Annotated in this window: 8 protein-coding genes; 5 read left to right on the top strand and 3 right to left on the bottom strand. The window is 68.9% G+C overall.

Features of this window, described 5'->3' with window-relative positions:
- Positions 1–55 precede the first annotated feature (55 nt).
- Positions 56–1,552 (bottom strand): glycosyltransferase family 87 protein, encoded by a 1,497-nt coding sequence (locus ACIBBB_RS26635; RefSeq protein WP_398986194.1) that lies wholly within the window; start codon positions 1,550–1,552, stop codon positions 56–58.
- Positions 1,553–1,730: 178 nt separating this feature from the next.
- A complete protein-coding gene (locus tag ACIBBB_RS26630) occupies positions 1,731–4,430 on the bottom strand; it encodes a transglycosylase domain-containing protein (protein WP_398986192.1) in 2,700 nt (899 codons plus the stop codon).
- Positions 4,431–4,790: 360 nt separating this feature from the next.
- Between ACIBBB_RS26630 and ACIBBB_RS26625 the strand changes: the two genes are divergently transcribed.
- The 3 genes from ACIBBB_RS26625 to ACIBBB_RS26615 all read left to right on the top strand — a co-directional run bounded on the left by ACIBBB_RS26625 (position 4,791) and on the right by ACIBBB_RS26615 (position 8,073).
- Entirely contained in the window at positions 4,791–5,543 is a 753-nt protein-coding gene (locus ACIBBB_RS26625; protein ID WP_398986190.1) for a PadR family transcriptional regulator, read from the top strand.
- Between the two features lie 61 nt (positions 5,544–5,604).
- Complete coding sequence (locus tag ACIBBB_RS26620) at positions 5,605–6,687, top strand: inositol-3-phosphate synthase (protein WP_398986188.1); 1,083 nt, start codon at positions 5,605–5,607, stop codon at positions 6,685–6,687.
- A 111-nt stretch (positions 6,688–6,798) separates the two neighbouring features.
- The gene (locus ACIBBB_RS26615; protein WP_398986186.1) at positions 6,799–8,073 is read left to right on the top strand and encodes an MFS transporter; all 1,275 of its coding nucleotides are present in this window, start codon (positions 6,799–6,801) and stop codon (positions 8,071–8,073) included.
- Between the two features lie 122 nt (positions 8,074–8,195).
- On the opposite strand, the gene ACIBBB_RS26610 is transcribed toward ACIBBB_RS26615, so the two are convergent.
- Entirely contained in the window at positions 8,196–9,662 is a 1,467-nt protein-coding gene (locus ACIBBB_RS26610; protein ID WP_398986184.1) for a CCA tRNA nucleotidyltransferase, read from the bottom strand.
- Between the two features lie 188 nt (positions 9,663–9,850).
- Here ACIBBB_RS26610 and ACIBBB_RS26605 point away from each other — a divergent pair, with 188 nt between their 5' ends.
- Positions 9,851–12,367 carry a DUF6049 family protein gene (locus ACIBBB_RS26605; RefSeq protein WP_398986182.1) on the top strand — a complete coding sequence of 839 codons (2,517 nt, stop codon included), beginning with the start codon at positions 9,851–9,853 and terminating at the stop codon, positions 12,365–12,367.
- A gap of 45 nt (positions 12,368–12,412) precedes the next feature.
- Positions 12,413–14,731 carry a murein biosynthesis integral membrane protein MurJ gene (gene murJ / locus ACIBBB_RS26600; RefSeq protein WP_398986180.1) on the top strand — a complete coding sequence of 773 codons (2,319 nt, stop codon included), beginning with the start codon at positions 12,413–12,415 and terminating at the stop codon, positions 14,729–14,731.

Genomic DNA, 14,731 nt, shown 5'->3' with positions numbered 1-14,731 from the left:
ACCAGACCCCCGGGCCGCCGGACGGACGCGGACAACGAGCCGCCCCGTCCGGTGATCACGCGGCCCCCGGCGGCCGCACCCCCCACGACACCCGCTGCGTCGCCTCCACCGTGTGCGCCGCGGGCGCCGCCGGCCGGGCCGCCTGCCCCAGCACGAACACGTCCCGCGCCCCGTCCAGCACCCCGCCCGACGGATCGTCCGAACCGTCGCGCCGTACGCCGTCCCGCTCCGGCAGCAGGATGTCCCGCACGACGACGGCGCACAGGTACAGCGTCCCCAGCAGGTGCAGCGCGATCGCCAGTTGATAGCCCTCGGTCGGCAGCCCCTTGTGGGCGTCCCCGCTCGTCGTGTACGCGAGGTACATCCAGATGCCCAGGAAGTACATGACCTCGCAGGCCTGCCAGATCAGGAAGTCGCGCCACCGCGGCCGGGCCAGCGCGGCGAGCGGGATCAGCCACAGCACGTACTGCGGCGAGTAGACCTTGTTGGTCAGGATGAAGGCGGCGACGACCAGGAAGGCGAGCTGCGCGAACCGGGGCCGCCTAGGCGCCGTCAGGGCGAGCGCCGCGATGCCCGCGCACGCCAGGACCATCAGCACCATCGCCCACGTGTTGACGGTCTCGACCTCCAGGGACTGGCCGGTGCGCTGCGTGATGATCAGCCAGAACGATCCGAAGTCGACCTGCCGCTCCTGGCTGAAGGTGTAGAACTTCTTCCACCCCTCCGGCGCGAGCAGCATCACCGGCAGGTTCACCAGCAGCCACGAGGCGGCCGTTCCGCCCAGCGCGACCCCGAACTCCCGCAGCCGCCCGGCGCGCCAGCACAGCAGCAGCAGCGGCCCCAGCACCAGTACGGGATAGAGCTTGGCCGCCGTCGCCAGGCCGATGAGGATGCCGAAGGCCAGCGGACGGGCGCGCGACCACATCAGCATCCCGGCCGCCAGGAGCGCGACGGCCAGCAGATCCCAGTTGATGGTGGCGGTGAGGGCGAAGGCGGGCGCGAGGGCGAGAAGCAGGGCGTCCCAGGGGCGGTGCCGGTGGGTGCGGGCGACACAGACCGCGATGACCGCGGCGCAGATCATCAGCATTCCGGCGTTGACCATCCAGTACATCTGCTCGCGATGCTGGATCGAGCCGCCGCCGGGGGTGAGCCAGGACGCGACCTCCATGAACAGACCCGTCAGGACGGGGTACTCCAGATACTGCATGTCGCCGCTGAGCTGGTCGAAGTACGGCACGAGATTGTCGGCGAAACCGCGCCCGAGGAAGAGGTGCGGGATGTCCGAGTAGCAGGCGTGCGTGTACTGCGAGCTGGCGCCCCGGAACCACGCCCACTCGTAGCAGGGCATCTTCTGCACCATGCCGAGCGCGAACATCCCGATCGCCACCAGCGCGACCACCCGTACCGGGGTGAGCCGGCTGCTGCCGTACCAGGCCCAGCGGCCGATGGGACCGCCGATCAGCTCGCTGCCGGACGCGGCGATCCGGTCCCGCCGGGTGGGCGGTACGACCGGCCGGTCCTTGGGCACCGTGGTGTCTTCTGTGCTCGGCATGCCGCCCATCCTGCCGTACGCCGCCGTGGCACGGCGAAGGCCGCCGCACCGGGCCGTACACGGTGTGTGTACGGCGCTGGTGCGACGGCCTTCGGGCAGTCCCAGGGCCTCTCGGCGGCTGCGGCTCACGCCCGGCTCGGTGTCTCTCGCCGGTCACGGTCCTCCGACCGGAGGAGGCTCAGCCTCCCGGGCCACCGAAGAGGCCCCCGTCGTCGCCGCCCTCGTCGTCTCCCTCGTCCGGTGGCGGACTGGACGAAGTGCCCGGTTCCCCGATGACCCCGCCCGGATCCTCACCGCCCGGACCACCCGGATCGCCGGTGCCACCGTCCTCGCAGCCGTTCCACTGGTCGCAGGACTCGGACTCGCTGATCGTCGGAGACGGCGTCTCGGAGGGCGTCTCGGAGGGCGTCTCCGAAGGCGTCTCCGAAGGCGTCGCGGTCGGGGTGGGCGTCGGGGACGGCACGCCGCCTCCGTAGACGGCCTCGCCGATCGGCTCGGGCTCGGGGAACTTCACGGCCTCCGTGCCCTTCATGGCCACCGTCATGTACTCCCGCCAGATGTCGGCCGGGAATGACGCACCGTGGATCTTTTCCTGGCCGCCGGTGCCGAACATCTCCAGGAACTCGCGGTCCTTGTTCTCCGCGTTGTCGTCCAGCCGGTACATGTCGATGGCGGTCGAGAGCTGCGGGGTGTAGCCCACGAACCAGGCCGACTTGTTGCCGTCGGTGGTACCGGTCTTGCCGGCCACCTCGCGGCCGTCGGGCAGTTGGGCCGAGGTGCCCGTGCCGCCCTTCTCCATGACCACGGACTTGAGGACGTCCGTCACGTTGTTGGCGACGTCGGCGTCGAACCTGGCCTGGGGCTTCTTGTCGTACGTGAAGACGACGACGCCCTTCTCCTTGACCTCCTGGACGGAGTACGGCTCACGCTGCGTGCCGTTGTCTGCGAAGGTGGCGTACGCACCCGCCATCCGGATGGCGCTGGGGTCGGAGATGCCGATGGAGAACGACGGGTTGTTGCCGCCCGGAAGGCTGTCCTCAAGCAGTCCCGCGTCGACCGCCGACTGCCTGACCTGCGGAATGCCGACGTCCATGCCGAGCTGAACGAACGGTGAGTTGGCCGAAACCTTCATGGCTTCGCGCAGATTGATGTCCTCGTAGTCCTCGTCACCGTCGTTGCGCTGCTCCCACTGCTTGCCTTCCTCGTTGGTCCAGATCGAGCCGTCGTAGTCCTTGATCTTCAGTTTGTTCTCGCCGTTGTACTGGCTCTTGTCCGGCGAGACCGGCCGGCGCGACTCCTCACCCTGCTCCGGCCCCAGCTCGGGATCGCGCACACCGTCACGCATCGCCGCCGCCAGAACGAACGGCTTGAAGGTCGATCCGACCTGGGCACCGGTCTGGTCGGCGTTGTTGGTGAAGTGCTTGGTGGCGTCCTGCCCGCCGTAGATGGCGACGATCTTGCCGGTCTCGGGCTCGACCGAGGCGCCGCCGAACTGGACGTGGGTGTCCTTCTCCGGGCGCTTCTTGGGGTCGATGTTCGCGTCGTAGACGTCGGTGACCGCCTTCTTGAGCGCTTCGACCTTCTTCTTGTTGAAGGTCGTCTTGATCTCGAAGCCGCCCTTGGCCAGGTCGTCGGCCGTGATTCCCTGGTCGTTGTTGTTGATGAAGTAGGCCTTGGCGAGGTCCACGAGGTAGCCGATCTGACCGCTGAGCTGCGCGTCCTTCTTCGGCGGCCCCGGCATCGGGAACTCTTTGTACGTCGCCCGCTCCTGCGCGCTGAGATGGCCGTCCTTGACCATCTCGTCGAGAATCCACAGCCAGCGCTTCTGGGCGCGCTCGGTGTTGTTCTTCGCGCTGGCGTTCTTGTCGATCGACGGGTTGCCGTTCGGGTCGTAGTACGTCGCGCCCTTCAGCAGCGTGGCCAGGAAGGCGCACTGACTGGCGTTCAGTTCCTTGGCGTCGGTGTTGTAGTACGTACGGGCCGCGGCCTGGATGCCGTAGGCGCCGCGTCCGTAGTACGAGGTGTTGAGGTACCCCGCCATGATCTCGTTCTTGTCCAGGTCGGCGCCGACCTTGATCGAGATGAACAGTTCCTCGAACTTGCGCTTGAAGGTCTGCTCCTGGTTCAGCATGGCGTTCTTGACGAACTGCTGGGTGATGGTCGAGCCACCCTGCGTCTGACCACCCCTGGCCATGTTGAACACGGCCCGGCCGATGCCCATCGGGTCGACACCCGCGTCTTTTCTGAACGTCTTGTTCTCCGCCGAGATCACGGCGTTCTGCATCGCTTCGGGGATCTGCTCGATCCCGACGATCTGCCGGTTGACCTCACCGCCGGTGGCGACCATCGGCGATCCGTCGTCCCAGAGGTAGACGTTGTTCTGCGCCTTGGAAGCCAGATTCTCCTTCGGCACCTCGACCATGGCGTACGCGATCGTGCCGGCGGCCATCAGACCGCCCATGAAGGCAATGAAGAGGCCGGTCACGAGCTTCCAGGACGGCACCCAGCGCTGCCAGCCGTACTTGTCGTGGCGCGGGTAGTCGATCAGCCGCTTCTTGCCCGGCCGTCCTCCGCGCCCTCGACCGGCGGCGCCGGGACCTCCGGGCCCACCGCCACGGCGGCCTCCGCCGTGGCCTCCCGCCCCGGCGCCGCCGCCTTCGGCGGCACGTCGGCGGCCCCGCTGGGACGCCTTACGTGCTTCGGCGCGCCCTCCGTAGGAAGGCTCCGGTTCGTAGGAGTCTGAGTGGGAGGCCGTGGGGACTCCACGGGAGGGGTCCGCGCGGCGGCCCGACGGCCGCTGTGCGGCGCGCCTGGCCGCGGCTCGTCCGCCACCCTGGCCACCTTGCGGCTGTGGCTGTTTGCGACGGTGCTCACTCATCTAACGACTACTCCTCGGGCAGGCGCGGGCGCCTGGAAGCGGCAGTTGAGTTCCGGTCCCCCGAGATGAATACGGATGTACCCGCCGTCGGGCTCATCCTGCATGCATCCAGAACGACGACGCTCTCACACGTCACGCGGTTCCCGGTGGTCTGCATGCCGCACAGACTACGCAGGGTCAAACCCCTCCGAGATCTGAACTTCACCCCAAACCAGGCAAGTTACTCGCCGTGAATCGGTGATGTGACGCCGTTCACCATGGCCCCTCTTGTCCCATGAGCATCGGTGTTCTATCGTCCCGATGTATCGAGTCGATACATCGGGACGGCATAAACGGCCAGGACGGCGGAGGAGGCGAACAGTGAGCAGACGCTCGGGCATCCTTGAGTTCGCCGTCCTGGGTCTGCTGCGCGAATCTCCGATGCACGGGTACGAGCTGCGAAAACGGCTCAACACCTCGCTGGGGATCTTCCGGGCCTTCAGCTACGGAACGCTGTATCCCTGCCTCAAGACGCTCGTCGCCAACGGCTGGTTGATCGAGGAGCCGGGCAGTGCGCCCGAGGAGGCGCTCGCCGCGTCACTCGCGGGCCGACGCGCCAAGATCGTCTACCGGCTGACGGCGGACGGCAAGGAGCACTTCGAGGAACTGCTCTCGCAGACGGGCCCGGATGCCTGGGAGGACGAGCACTTCGCCGCTCGCTTCGCCTTCTTCGGACAGACGGAGCGCGAAGTACGGATGCGCGTGCTGGAGGGCCGTCGCAGCCGGCTGGAGGAGCGGCTGGAGAAGATGAGCGCCTCCCTGGCCCGTACCCGGGAACGGCTCGACGACTACACGCTCGAACTTCAGCGGCACGGAATGGAATCCGTGGAGCGCGAAGTGCGCTGGCTCAACGAGCTCATCGAGAGCGAGCGGGCGGGACAGGATCAGCGACGACCCGGCCCGGACAGCCCCGCTCCGGAGCAGGACAGCGCGACAAGCAGTACATCGAGCGGCACGACCAACAGCAGCACAACGGGAGACACGGACGGCCTGCCCCGGCTCCGGGGGACTTCCGGGGGTTCGCCTCCGGAAGCCCCCGGCCCGCCGGATCCGTCCGTGGACACCACCCCATGAGGTTCCGCATCAGCGCGGGGCTTCATCGCAACATTGAGATCACACACAGGGAGCAACCAGGATGGGTTCCGTTCGCGTAGCCATTGTCGGCGTGGGCAACTGTGCCGCCTCGCTGGTGCAGGGCGTCGAGTTCTACAAGGACGCCGATCCGGCCGGCAAGGTGCCCGGCCTGATGCACGTTCAGTTCGGCGAATATCACGTGCGGGACGTGGAGTTCGTCGCCGCCTTCGACGTCGACGCCAAGAAGGTCGGCCTCGACCTCGCGGACGCCATCGGTGCCAGCGAGAACAACACCATCAAGATCTGCGACGTCCCCAACTCGGGTGTGACCGTCCAGCGCGGCCACACCTACGACGGTCTGGGCAAGTACTACCGCGAGACGATCGAGGAGTCCGACGAGGCGCCGGTCGACATCGTCCGGATCCTCAAGGACAAGCAGGTCGATGTCCTGGTCTGCTACCTGCCCGTCGGCTCCGAGGCCGCCGCGAAGTTCTACGCGCAGTGCGCCATCGACGCCAAGGTCGCCTTCGTCAACGCCCTCCCGGTCTTCATCGCCGGTACGAAGGAGTGGGCGGACAAGTTCACCGAGGCCGGTGTGCCGATCGTCGGTGACGACATCAAGTCGCAGGTCGGCGCCACCATCACGCACCGCGTCATGGCGAAGCTGTTCGAGGACCGCGGTGTCGTCCTGGACCGAACGATGCAGCTGAACGTCGGCGGCAACATGGACTTCAAGAACATGCTGGAGCGCGAGCGCCTGGAGTCCAAGAAGATCTCCAAGACGCAGGCCGTCACCTCGCAGATCCCGGACCGGGACCTGGGCGCCGACAACGTCCACATCGGTCCCTCGGACTACGTGGCCTGGCTGGACGACCGCAAGTGGGCGTACGTCCGCCTCGAGGGCCGCGCCTTCGGCGACGTCCCGCTGAACCTGGAGTACAAGCTGGAGGTCTGGGACTCCCCGAACTCCGCCGGTGTCATCATCGACGCCGTGCGCGCCGCGAAGATCGCCAAGGACCGCGGCATCGGCGGCCCGATCCTCTCCGCGTCCTCGTACTTCATGAAGTCCCCGCCGGTGCAGTACTTCGACGACGAGGCCCGCGAGAACGTGGAGAAGTTCATCCGCGGCGACGTCGAGCGCTAGAACGCCGGAGGAGAGCGGATCTCCCCGTACGCACCACCGAGGGGTCCCCGGGGCACACTGCCCGGGGACCCCTCACGTATGGCGCGGACATCGTGTGTGACGCTGATCCACATGTCTGTCGTGCGCGATCTGCGCGTGCTCCTGCGTCTGCCCGACTTCCGCCGCCTGCTGACCGTGCGTCTGCTGTCGCAGGGGGCCGACGGGGTCTTCCAGGTCGCGCTCGCCGCGCACGTCGTGTTCTCCCCCGAGAAGCAGGCCACCCCGGGCGCCATCGCGTCGGCCATGGCCGTACTGCTGCTGCCCTACTCACTCATCGGCCCGTTCGCCGGGGTGCTGCTCGACCGCTGGCGGCGGCGCCAGATCATCCTGTACGGGAATCTGCTGCGGGCTCTCCTGGCCGCCTGCACCGCCGTGCTGATCCTCACCTCGCTGCCGGACTGGCTCTTCTACGCCTCCGCCCTGGCCGTCACGGCCGTCAACCGGTTCGTACTCGCCGGGCTTTCGGCCGCCCTGCCCCGCGTTGTCGAGGAGGACGAGCGACTGGTCGTCGCCAACTCCCTCTCCCCGACGGCCGGCACGCTCGCCGCGACCGGGGGCGGCGGTCTCGCCTTCCTGGTGCGGCTGCTGATCGCCGACTCCGACGCCGCCGTGGTGCTGCTGGCGGCCCTGCTGTATCTGTCGTCGGCGCTGGCGTCGGTCACCATGGCGCGCGATCTCCTCGGGCCCGATCCGGGGCTGGTACAGCCGCGCCTGAAGGCCGCCCTCGCGTCGACCGCACGAGGTCTCGGCCACGGGCTGCGCCATTTGGCGGAGCGGCGTGACGCGGCGGCCGCGCTCATCACGATGACACTGATGCGCTTCTGCTACGGGGCGCTGACCGTGATGGTGCTGATGCTCTGCCGCTACGCCTGGACGAGCAACGAGGATGACGGGCTCGCCCTGCTCGGGGTGGCGCTCCTCGTCTCGGGAGCGGGCTTCTTCGCCGCCGCGGTCGTCACACCGTCGGCGGTCGGGCGTCTTGGCTCGTTCGGCTGGATGGTCGCGTGCGCCGGGTCGGCGGCCGTACTGGAACCGGCGCTCGGACTGCCGTTCGCTCCCGCCCCGATGCTTGCCGCCGCGTTCGTCCTCGGTCTGGTCACCCAGGGCGCGAAGATCGCGACGGACACGGTGGTGCAGACGTCGGTGGACGACGCGTACCGGGGGCGGATCTTCTCCCTCTACGACGTGCTGTTCAACGTCGCCTTCGTGGGCGCCGCGGGGGTCGCCGCACTGATGCTGCCGCCGGACGGGCGCTCGGTGCCGCTCGTACTCGGCGTCGCGGTGGTCTACGCGGTCGTCACGGTGGGGCTGTTCCGCTGGAGGAAGCTCAGGAAGAAGGACGGTTAGCGCAGCGAAGGGGGCGATGTTTCACGTGAAACATCGCCCCCTTCGCTCCGGCTTGAAGCCCCGTGGGCCCGGTCGATGTTTCACGTGAAACATCGACCGCGAGTCCCGGCCGAACCCGGATCTCAGCTCTGCTTGGCCCACCACTCCTTCAGCGCACTCACCGCTTCGTCCCGCTCCATCGGCCCGTTCTCCAGCCGCAACTCCAGCAGGAACTTGTACGCGGCCCCGATCACCGGCCCCGGACCGACGCCCAGTGTCTCCATGATCTCGTTGCCGTCCAGGTCGGGCCGGATGGAGTCCAGCTCTTCCTGCTCCTGCAACTGGGCGATCCGCTCCTCAAGACCGTCGTACGCCCGCGAGAGCGCCGCCGCCTTGCGCTTGTTGCGGGTGGTGCAGTCCGAACGGGTCAGCTTGTGGAGCCGGTCCAGCAGCGGGCCGGCGTCGCGTACGTAGCGCCGCACCGCCGAGTCGGTCCACTCACCGGTCCCGTAACCGTGGAAGCGCAGATGCAGCTCCACCAGTCGCGAGACGTCCTTCACCAACTCGTTCGAGTACTTGAGCTCGGTCATCCGCTTCTTGGTCAGCTTCGCCCCCACCACCTCGTGGTGATGGAAGGAGACCCCGCCGTCCTTCTCGAAGCGCCGTGTCCGCGGCTTGCCGATGTCATGGAACAGCGCGGCCAGCCGCAGTACCAGGTCCGGCCCGGTCTCCTCCAGGTCGATGGCCTGCTCCAGAACGGTCAGCGAGTGCTCGTACACGTCCTTGTGCCGGTGGTGCTCGTCGCTCTCCAGCCTGAGCGCGGGCAGTTCGGGCAGCACGCGCTCCGCGAGTCCGGTCTCGACGAGCAGCGCCAGGCCCTTGCGGGGATGCCCGGAGAGGATCAGCTTGTTCAGCTCCTCCCGTACGCGCTCCGCCGAGACGATCTCGATGCGCTCGGCCATGGCCTTCATCGCGGCGACGACGTCCGGGGCGACCTCGAAATCAAGCTGCGCTGCGAAGCGCGCGGCCCTGAACATGCGCAGCGGGTCGTCGGAGAACGACGCCTCAGGGGTGCCTGGCGTGCGCAGCACACCGGCCGCGAGGTCCTGGAGACCGCCGTGCGGATCGATGAACTCCTTCTGGGGCAGCGCGACAGCCATCGCGTTGACGGTGAAGTCCCGGCGTACGAGGTCGTCCTCGATGGAGTCCCCGTAGGACACCTCGGGTTTGCGTGATGTGCGGTCGTACGCCTCCGAGCGGTAGGTCGTGATCTCGATCTGGAAGTCCTGCCGGTCGTCGCCGACCCGGCCCGCCTTCTGGACCCCGACCGTGCCGAAGGCGATTCCGACCTCCCAGACCGAGTCCGCCCAGGGCCGGACGATCTTCAGTACGTCGTCGGGCCTGGCGTCGGTCGTGAAGTCGAGGTCGTTGCCGAGGCGACCGAGGAGGGCGTCCCTCACCGAGCCTCCGACCAGGGCGAGTGTGAAGCCTGCCTCCTGGAATCGGCGTGCGAGGTCGTCGGCGACAGGGGACACCCGCAGCAGTTCGCTGACCGCGCGGCGCTGCACCTGACTCAGTGCATGGGGAGTCTCTTCGTTGGCGTTCGGCACAACAGAAAAGGGTACGTGCCCCCGCCGGCCCCGGCGTCCGAGTTTCCGGTGCACCGGTTTGCTCAGCCCATGAGATTCTTCCGATCATGGGGGGCGGTCCCCGGCACTTCACCACAGCGCACATCGTTACCATGCGTGGACGCACAATCGACGACGACCATTGACGACGACGAGGGACGGGCGGGCGCGTGGCCGAGGCGGCAGACATCCAGGGGATGAAGCACTCTCCTGCCCGCCGATGGCTGAGGCGCAGCGCCGCCGTGGCCGCAGGGGTGCCGCTCCTGGCGGGCCTGCTGGGGGGCCTCACGGCCCCTCAGGCGACCGCGACGCCCTCGACCGGCTCCACGGTCGCCACAGGGGCCGCCACGGCGTCTCCGGCGAGTGTGGCCGCCGAGCCGTCCGGGTCGAGCACCGTCTCTGTCGCGCTCGACACCCTGGCGCCCAGCGCGCCGACGAAGGGCGACACCCTCACGATCTCCGGCACGGTGACCAACAAGAGCAAGAAGCCGGTCACCGACGCCCAGGTGGATCTGAGGGTGGGCCCGCAGCTCGTCGGCCGGACCGCCATCGACGACGCCGACGAGCGCTCCAACGACACCACGAACGATCCGCTGCCGGTGGGCGGCAAGTACAAGGTCGAGTTCGAGAAGCTCGCCTCCGGCATCAGCTACGACTTCGCCCTCTCGGTGCCGGTGAGCAAGCTCGGTCTCGGCGGGGACGGGGTCTACCAGCTCGGTGTGTCGCTCACGGGCCGTACGGAGGCGGAACCGTACGACCACACCCTCGGCATCCGGCGGACGTTCCTGCCGTGGCAGCCGGACTCGGTGGACACCAAGACGAAGTTCACCTATCTCTGGCCGCTGATCTCCACCTCCCACGTCTCCGCCGAGACCGGCTCGGACGAGCGGCAGACCCCGGTCTTCGAGAACGACGAGCTGGCCGAGGAGCTGGCCCCCGGCGGCCGGCTGGAGCAGCTCGTCTCCCTCGGCAGCCAGCTCCCCGTCACCTGGGTCGTCGACCCGGACCTCCTCGCCACCGTCGAGGCGATGGCCGACACCTACCGCGTCAAGCAGGGCAACACCACGATCCCGGGGACGAACCAACTCGTGGCCCGGACGTGGCTGAACTCACTGGAGAAGGCCGTCCAGGACAACGGCGACGTCGTCGCCCTGCCCTTCGGCGACCCCGACCTGGCGTCGCTGGCCCACGGCGGCGAGGACGTCTCCGGCAGCCTCGGCCATCTCCAGGGCTCCAGCGAGGTGGCAGCGAAGACCGTGGAGACCATCCTTCATGTGCCGCCGGCCACCGACTTCGCCTGGCCCGTGAACGGCGCCGTCGACCCGTCGATCGTCGATGTGGCGACCTCCGCGGGCGCCGACAAGGTGATCTCCCGCAGCGACAGCATCCAGGACAACCTGCCGTACACGGCGAGCGCGGCGCGGCCCATCGGCGGCGGTACGACGGCCGTGGTCAGCGACACCAGGCTGTCCACCGCCTTCGAGGGCGACCTGTCCACCGCCGCCGGCTCCACGCTCGCGGTCCAGAAGTTCCTCGCCCAGTCGCTGGCCGTGACCCTCCAGGACTCCTCGAAGCAGCGCGACATCGTCGTCGCCCCGCAGCGGACCCCGTCGGCCGGCCAGGCGCAGTCCATGGCACGCGCCCTCCAGGGGCTGGACGGTGAGCGCTGGACCGAGTCGTCCGACCTGGTCGCCGCCGCCGCTGCCAAGCCAGACACGAACGCCACCACCAAGGTGCCCCGCGCCTCGCGGTATCCGGACAAGCTCCGTGACCGGGAACTCCCCCCGTCGGCGTTCGAGGAGATCAAGGGGATCGACGAACGGCTCGGGAAGTTCAAGGCGATCCTCACCCTTCCCGACCGGGTGGCGACACCGTTCGCCAACGCCGTGAACAGGGCGGTCTCGACCTCCTGGCGGGGCGACGCGACGGGCGCCAGGGAGTACCGCGACTCGGTGAACCGGTATCTGGAGAGCCTCGCGAGCGAGGTCCAGCTCATCCAGAAGTCCGAACTGACCCTCTCCGGACGCAGCGCGACCATCCCGGTGACCGTCCAGAACCAGCTGCTGCAAGGCGTCGACGATCTGGTCCTGCGTCTGCACTCCACGAACGCGACCCGGCTGAAGCTGGACGACGGCAGCGCCGTCGCCGAGCAGCCGATCAAGGTCGACGGCGGGCACACCCAGGTGGTGAAGTTCACCGGCGCGGCCAACGCCAACGGCCCGGTGGAGCTCAGGGCGCAGCTGTACACGACCGACGGGCGGCCGTACGGCGGCCCCATGACGTTCCAGGTCAGGGTCTCCGAGCTCACTCCCACCGTGATGCTCGTCATCGCCGGCGGTGTGCTCCTCCTGGTCCTGGCCGGGGTCAAGATGTACAGCCAGCGCAAGCGGGCGGTGGCGGCGAAGGCGGCCGAGGACAAGGCCGTGGCGGACGCCTACGAGACCGGAGGCGCCGACGACGGCACTGACGGCGGCACCGAAGGCGGCGAGGCCCACGACAGTGGCCCTGACAGCGCCGTCGACGACGACGGCGCGGAGCCTGCCCAGGCGCCCGTCGCCCCGCCCCCGGCGCGAGAAACTCCCGCAGACATCGTCGGCGCCGAACCCGGGCAGCCGAGTGACCCGACCCCGGACACCCGTCCGGAAAGCGGGGACCCGTCGGGCAAGGGTGAGAAAGTGGACCGTTGAGCGATGTCGTGGCCGGCCGGCCCGGGACGATGAGGTGGGGTAACCATGAACGCGCCGTACGACGGTGACCGCGGCCAGGGGGCCGGCGGCGATCCGGCAAGGCATGTTCCGCCACAGCCACCCGCCGCCGACCCCCCCGCGCCCGCACCCGAGCACGCACAGGGCCACTACGCCCAAGGCCCCCACACCCCGGACCCGTACGCGCCAGGCCCGCACCCGGGGGCCCCGCACGCCCAAGCCCCGCAGGCAGGACCCCCGCACGCACAGGGCCCCTACTCCCAGAACCCGTACCCCCAGGCGCCGTACAGCCCGGACCAGTACGCGCAGGACGCCTACCAGCGGGATCCCTACCGCGCGCAGGACTTCTCGGCCCAGGACCCGTCCTCCGAGGCGCTGTACGACCGTGCCGCGCACCCGCCGCCGCCTCCCGGTACCTATCCGCAGGCGACGCCGGTCTACCAGCAGCCGCCGGCGCAGCAGTACGCCCCCGACACGCGTGTCTGGGCCCAGCCCCCGCCGCCCGAGCCCGACGGGCCCTCACGCCACCTCCCGTACGGGGACGACGCGGGGACCACGCAGTCCATGGGCGTCGACGAGCTCGTCACCCAGGGCCGCACCGACGAGCAGGAACCGGACGCCTTCGCGCATCTCTTCCGCGACCAGCAGGGGACGGGCAGGCCGCCGACCGCCGCACCCGAGGCGGCCGCCACGCCGCCGCCCGCGAAGAAGGCGGGCGGACGGGCGTCGGGACTGCTGAAGTCCAGCGCGGTGATGGCGGCGGGCACGCTCGTCTCCCGGCTCACCGGCTTCGTACGCTCGGCCCTGATCGTGGCCGCGCTCGGCGCCGCCACCCTTGGCGACACCTTCCAGCTCGCCATCACCCTGCCGACGATGATCTACATCCTGACCATCGGCGGCGGCCTCAACTCCGTCTTCGTACCGCAGCTGATCCGCGCGATGAAGGACGACGAGGACGGCGGCGAGGCGTACGCGAACCGCCTGCTCACCCTCGTCGTCGTCATCCTCGGCTCGCTGACCGCGCTCTCCGTGTTCGCCGCCCCGCTGCTGGTGCGCCTCATGTCGGTGAGCATCGCCGACAACCCGGCGGCCAACGACGTCGCCGTCACGTTCGTGCGCTACTGCCTGATCACCATCTTCTTCATGGGCGTGCACGTGGTGATGGGGCAGATCCTCAACGCCCGCGGCAGGTTCGGCGCGATGATGTGGACGCCGGTCCTCAACAACATCATCATCATCGCCACCCTCGTCATGTTCATCTGGGTGTACGGCACGGCCGAGGACTCCGGGATGACGGTCGCGTCCATCCCGCCCGAGGCCGAGCGCCTGCTCGGCGTCGGCGTGGTGCTCGGCCTGACCGTCCAGGCCCTCGCGATGATCCCCTACCTCCGGGAGACCGGCTTCCGCATCCGGCTGCGGTTCGACTGGCGCGGCCACGGCCTCGGCAAGGCCGCGAAGCTCGCCAAGTGGACCGTACTGTTCGTCCTCGCCAACCAGGCCGGTGTGCTGGTCGTCTCGCAGCTCTCCACCGCGGCGGGCGTCGACTCCGGCACCCAGGGCGCGGGTTACATCGCCTACTCCAACGCCCAGCTGATCTGGGGCATGCCGCAGGCCATCATCACCGTCTCGGTCATGGCGGCCCTGCTGCCGCGGCTCTCCCGCTCGGCGCACGACGGCGACACCGGAGCCGTACGCGACGACATCTCGCAGGGCCTGCGGAACTCGGCCGTCGCGATCGTCCCCGTCGCCTTCAGCTTCGTCGCCCTCGGTATCCCGATGTGCACCCTGATCTTCGGCTCCTCCGGCATCGAATCGGCACGCTCCATGGGCTACATGCTGATGGCCTTCGGCCTCGGTCTGATCCCGTTCTCCGTGCAGTACGTGGTGCTGCGTGCCTTCTACGCCTACGAGGACACCCGAACTCCCTTCTACAACACGGTCATCGTGGCCGCCGTGAACGCCGCCGCCTCCGCCGTCTGCTTCTTCGTCCTGCCCTCGCGCTGGGCCGTCGTGGGCATGGCCGCCTCCTACGGCCTCGCCTACGCCGTCGGTGTGGGCATCGCCTGGCGCAGGCTCAAGAAGCGGCTGGGAGGCGATCTGGACGGCTCGCGCGTGCTGCGTACGTACGCCAGGCTCTGTCTGGCGTCCGTCCCCGGCACGATCGCCGCCGGCGCGGTCGCCTACTTCGTGCTCCAGAAGCTCGGCAGTGAAATTCTCGGCTCGTTCGCCGCACTGGCGGCCGGCGGAATCGTCCTGCTGGGCGGCTTCTTCGTCGTCGCGCGAAAACTGCGTATCGAAGAGATGAACGCCTTGGTCGGAATGGTCCGGGGCCGCCTCGGACGCTAG

This window comes from Streptomyces sp. NPDC051217, from assembly GCF_044455465.1.
Classification (GTDB): Bacteria; Actinomycetota; Actinomycetes; order Streptomycetales; family Streptomycetaceae; genus Streptomyces.
Note: the sequence above shows the minus strand (reverse complement) of the source record. Positions and strands in the feature narration are given on the sequence as shown.

What these genes read in the sequence shown, in the direction of transcription:
- ACIBBB_RS26620 (WP_398986188.1), top strand. Translation starts at nt 5,605, where the DNA reads ATGGGTTCCGTTCGCGTAGCCATTGTCGGCGTGGGCAACTGTGCCGCC.
- ACIBBB_RS26635 (WP_398986194.1), bottom strand. Translation starts at nt 1,552, where the DNA reads ATGCCGAGCACAGAAGACACCACGGTGCCCAAGGACCGGCCGGTCGTA.
- murJ (WP_398986180.1), top strand. Translation starts at nt 12,413, where the DNA reads ATGAACGCGCCGTACGACGGTGACCGCGGCCAGGGGGCCGGCGGCGAT.
- ACIBBB_RS26630 (WP_398986192.1), bottom strand. Translation starts at nt 4,430, where the DNA reads ATGAGTGAGCACCGTCGCAAACAGCCACAGCCGCAAGGTGGCCAGGGT.
- ACIBBB_RS26615 (WP_398986186.1), top strand. Translation starts at nt 6,799, where the DNA reads ATGTCTGTCGTGCGCGATCTGCGCGTGCTCCTGCGTCTGCCCGACTTC.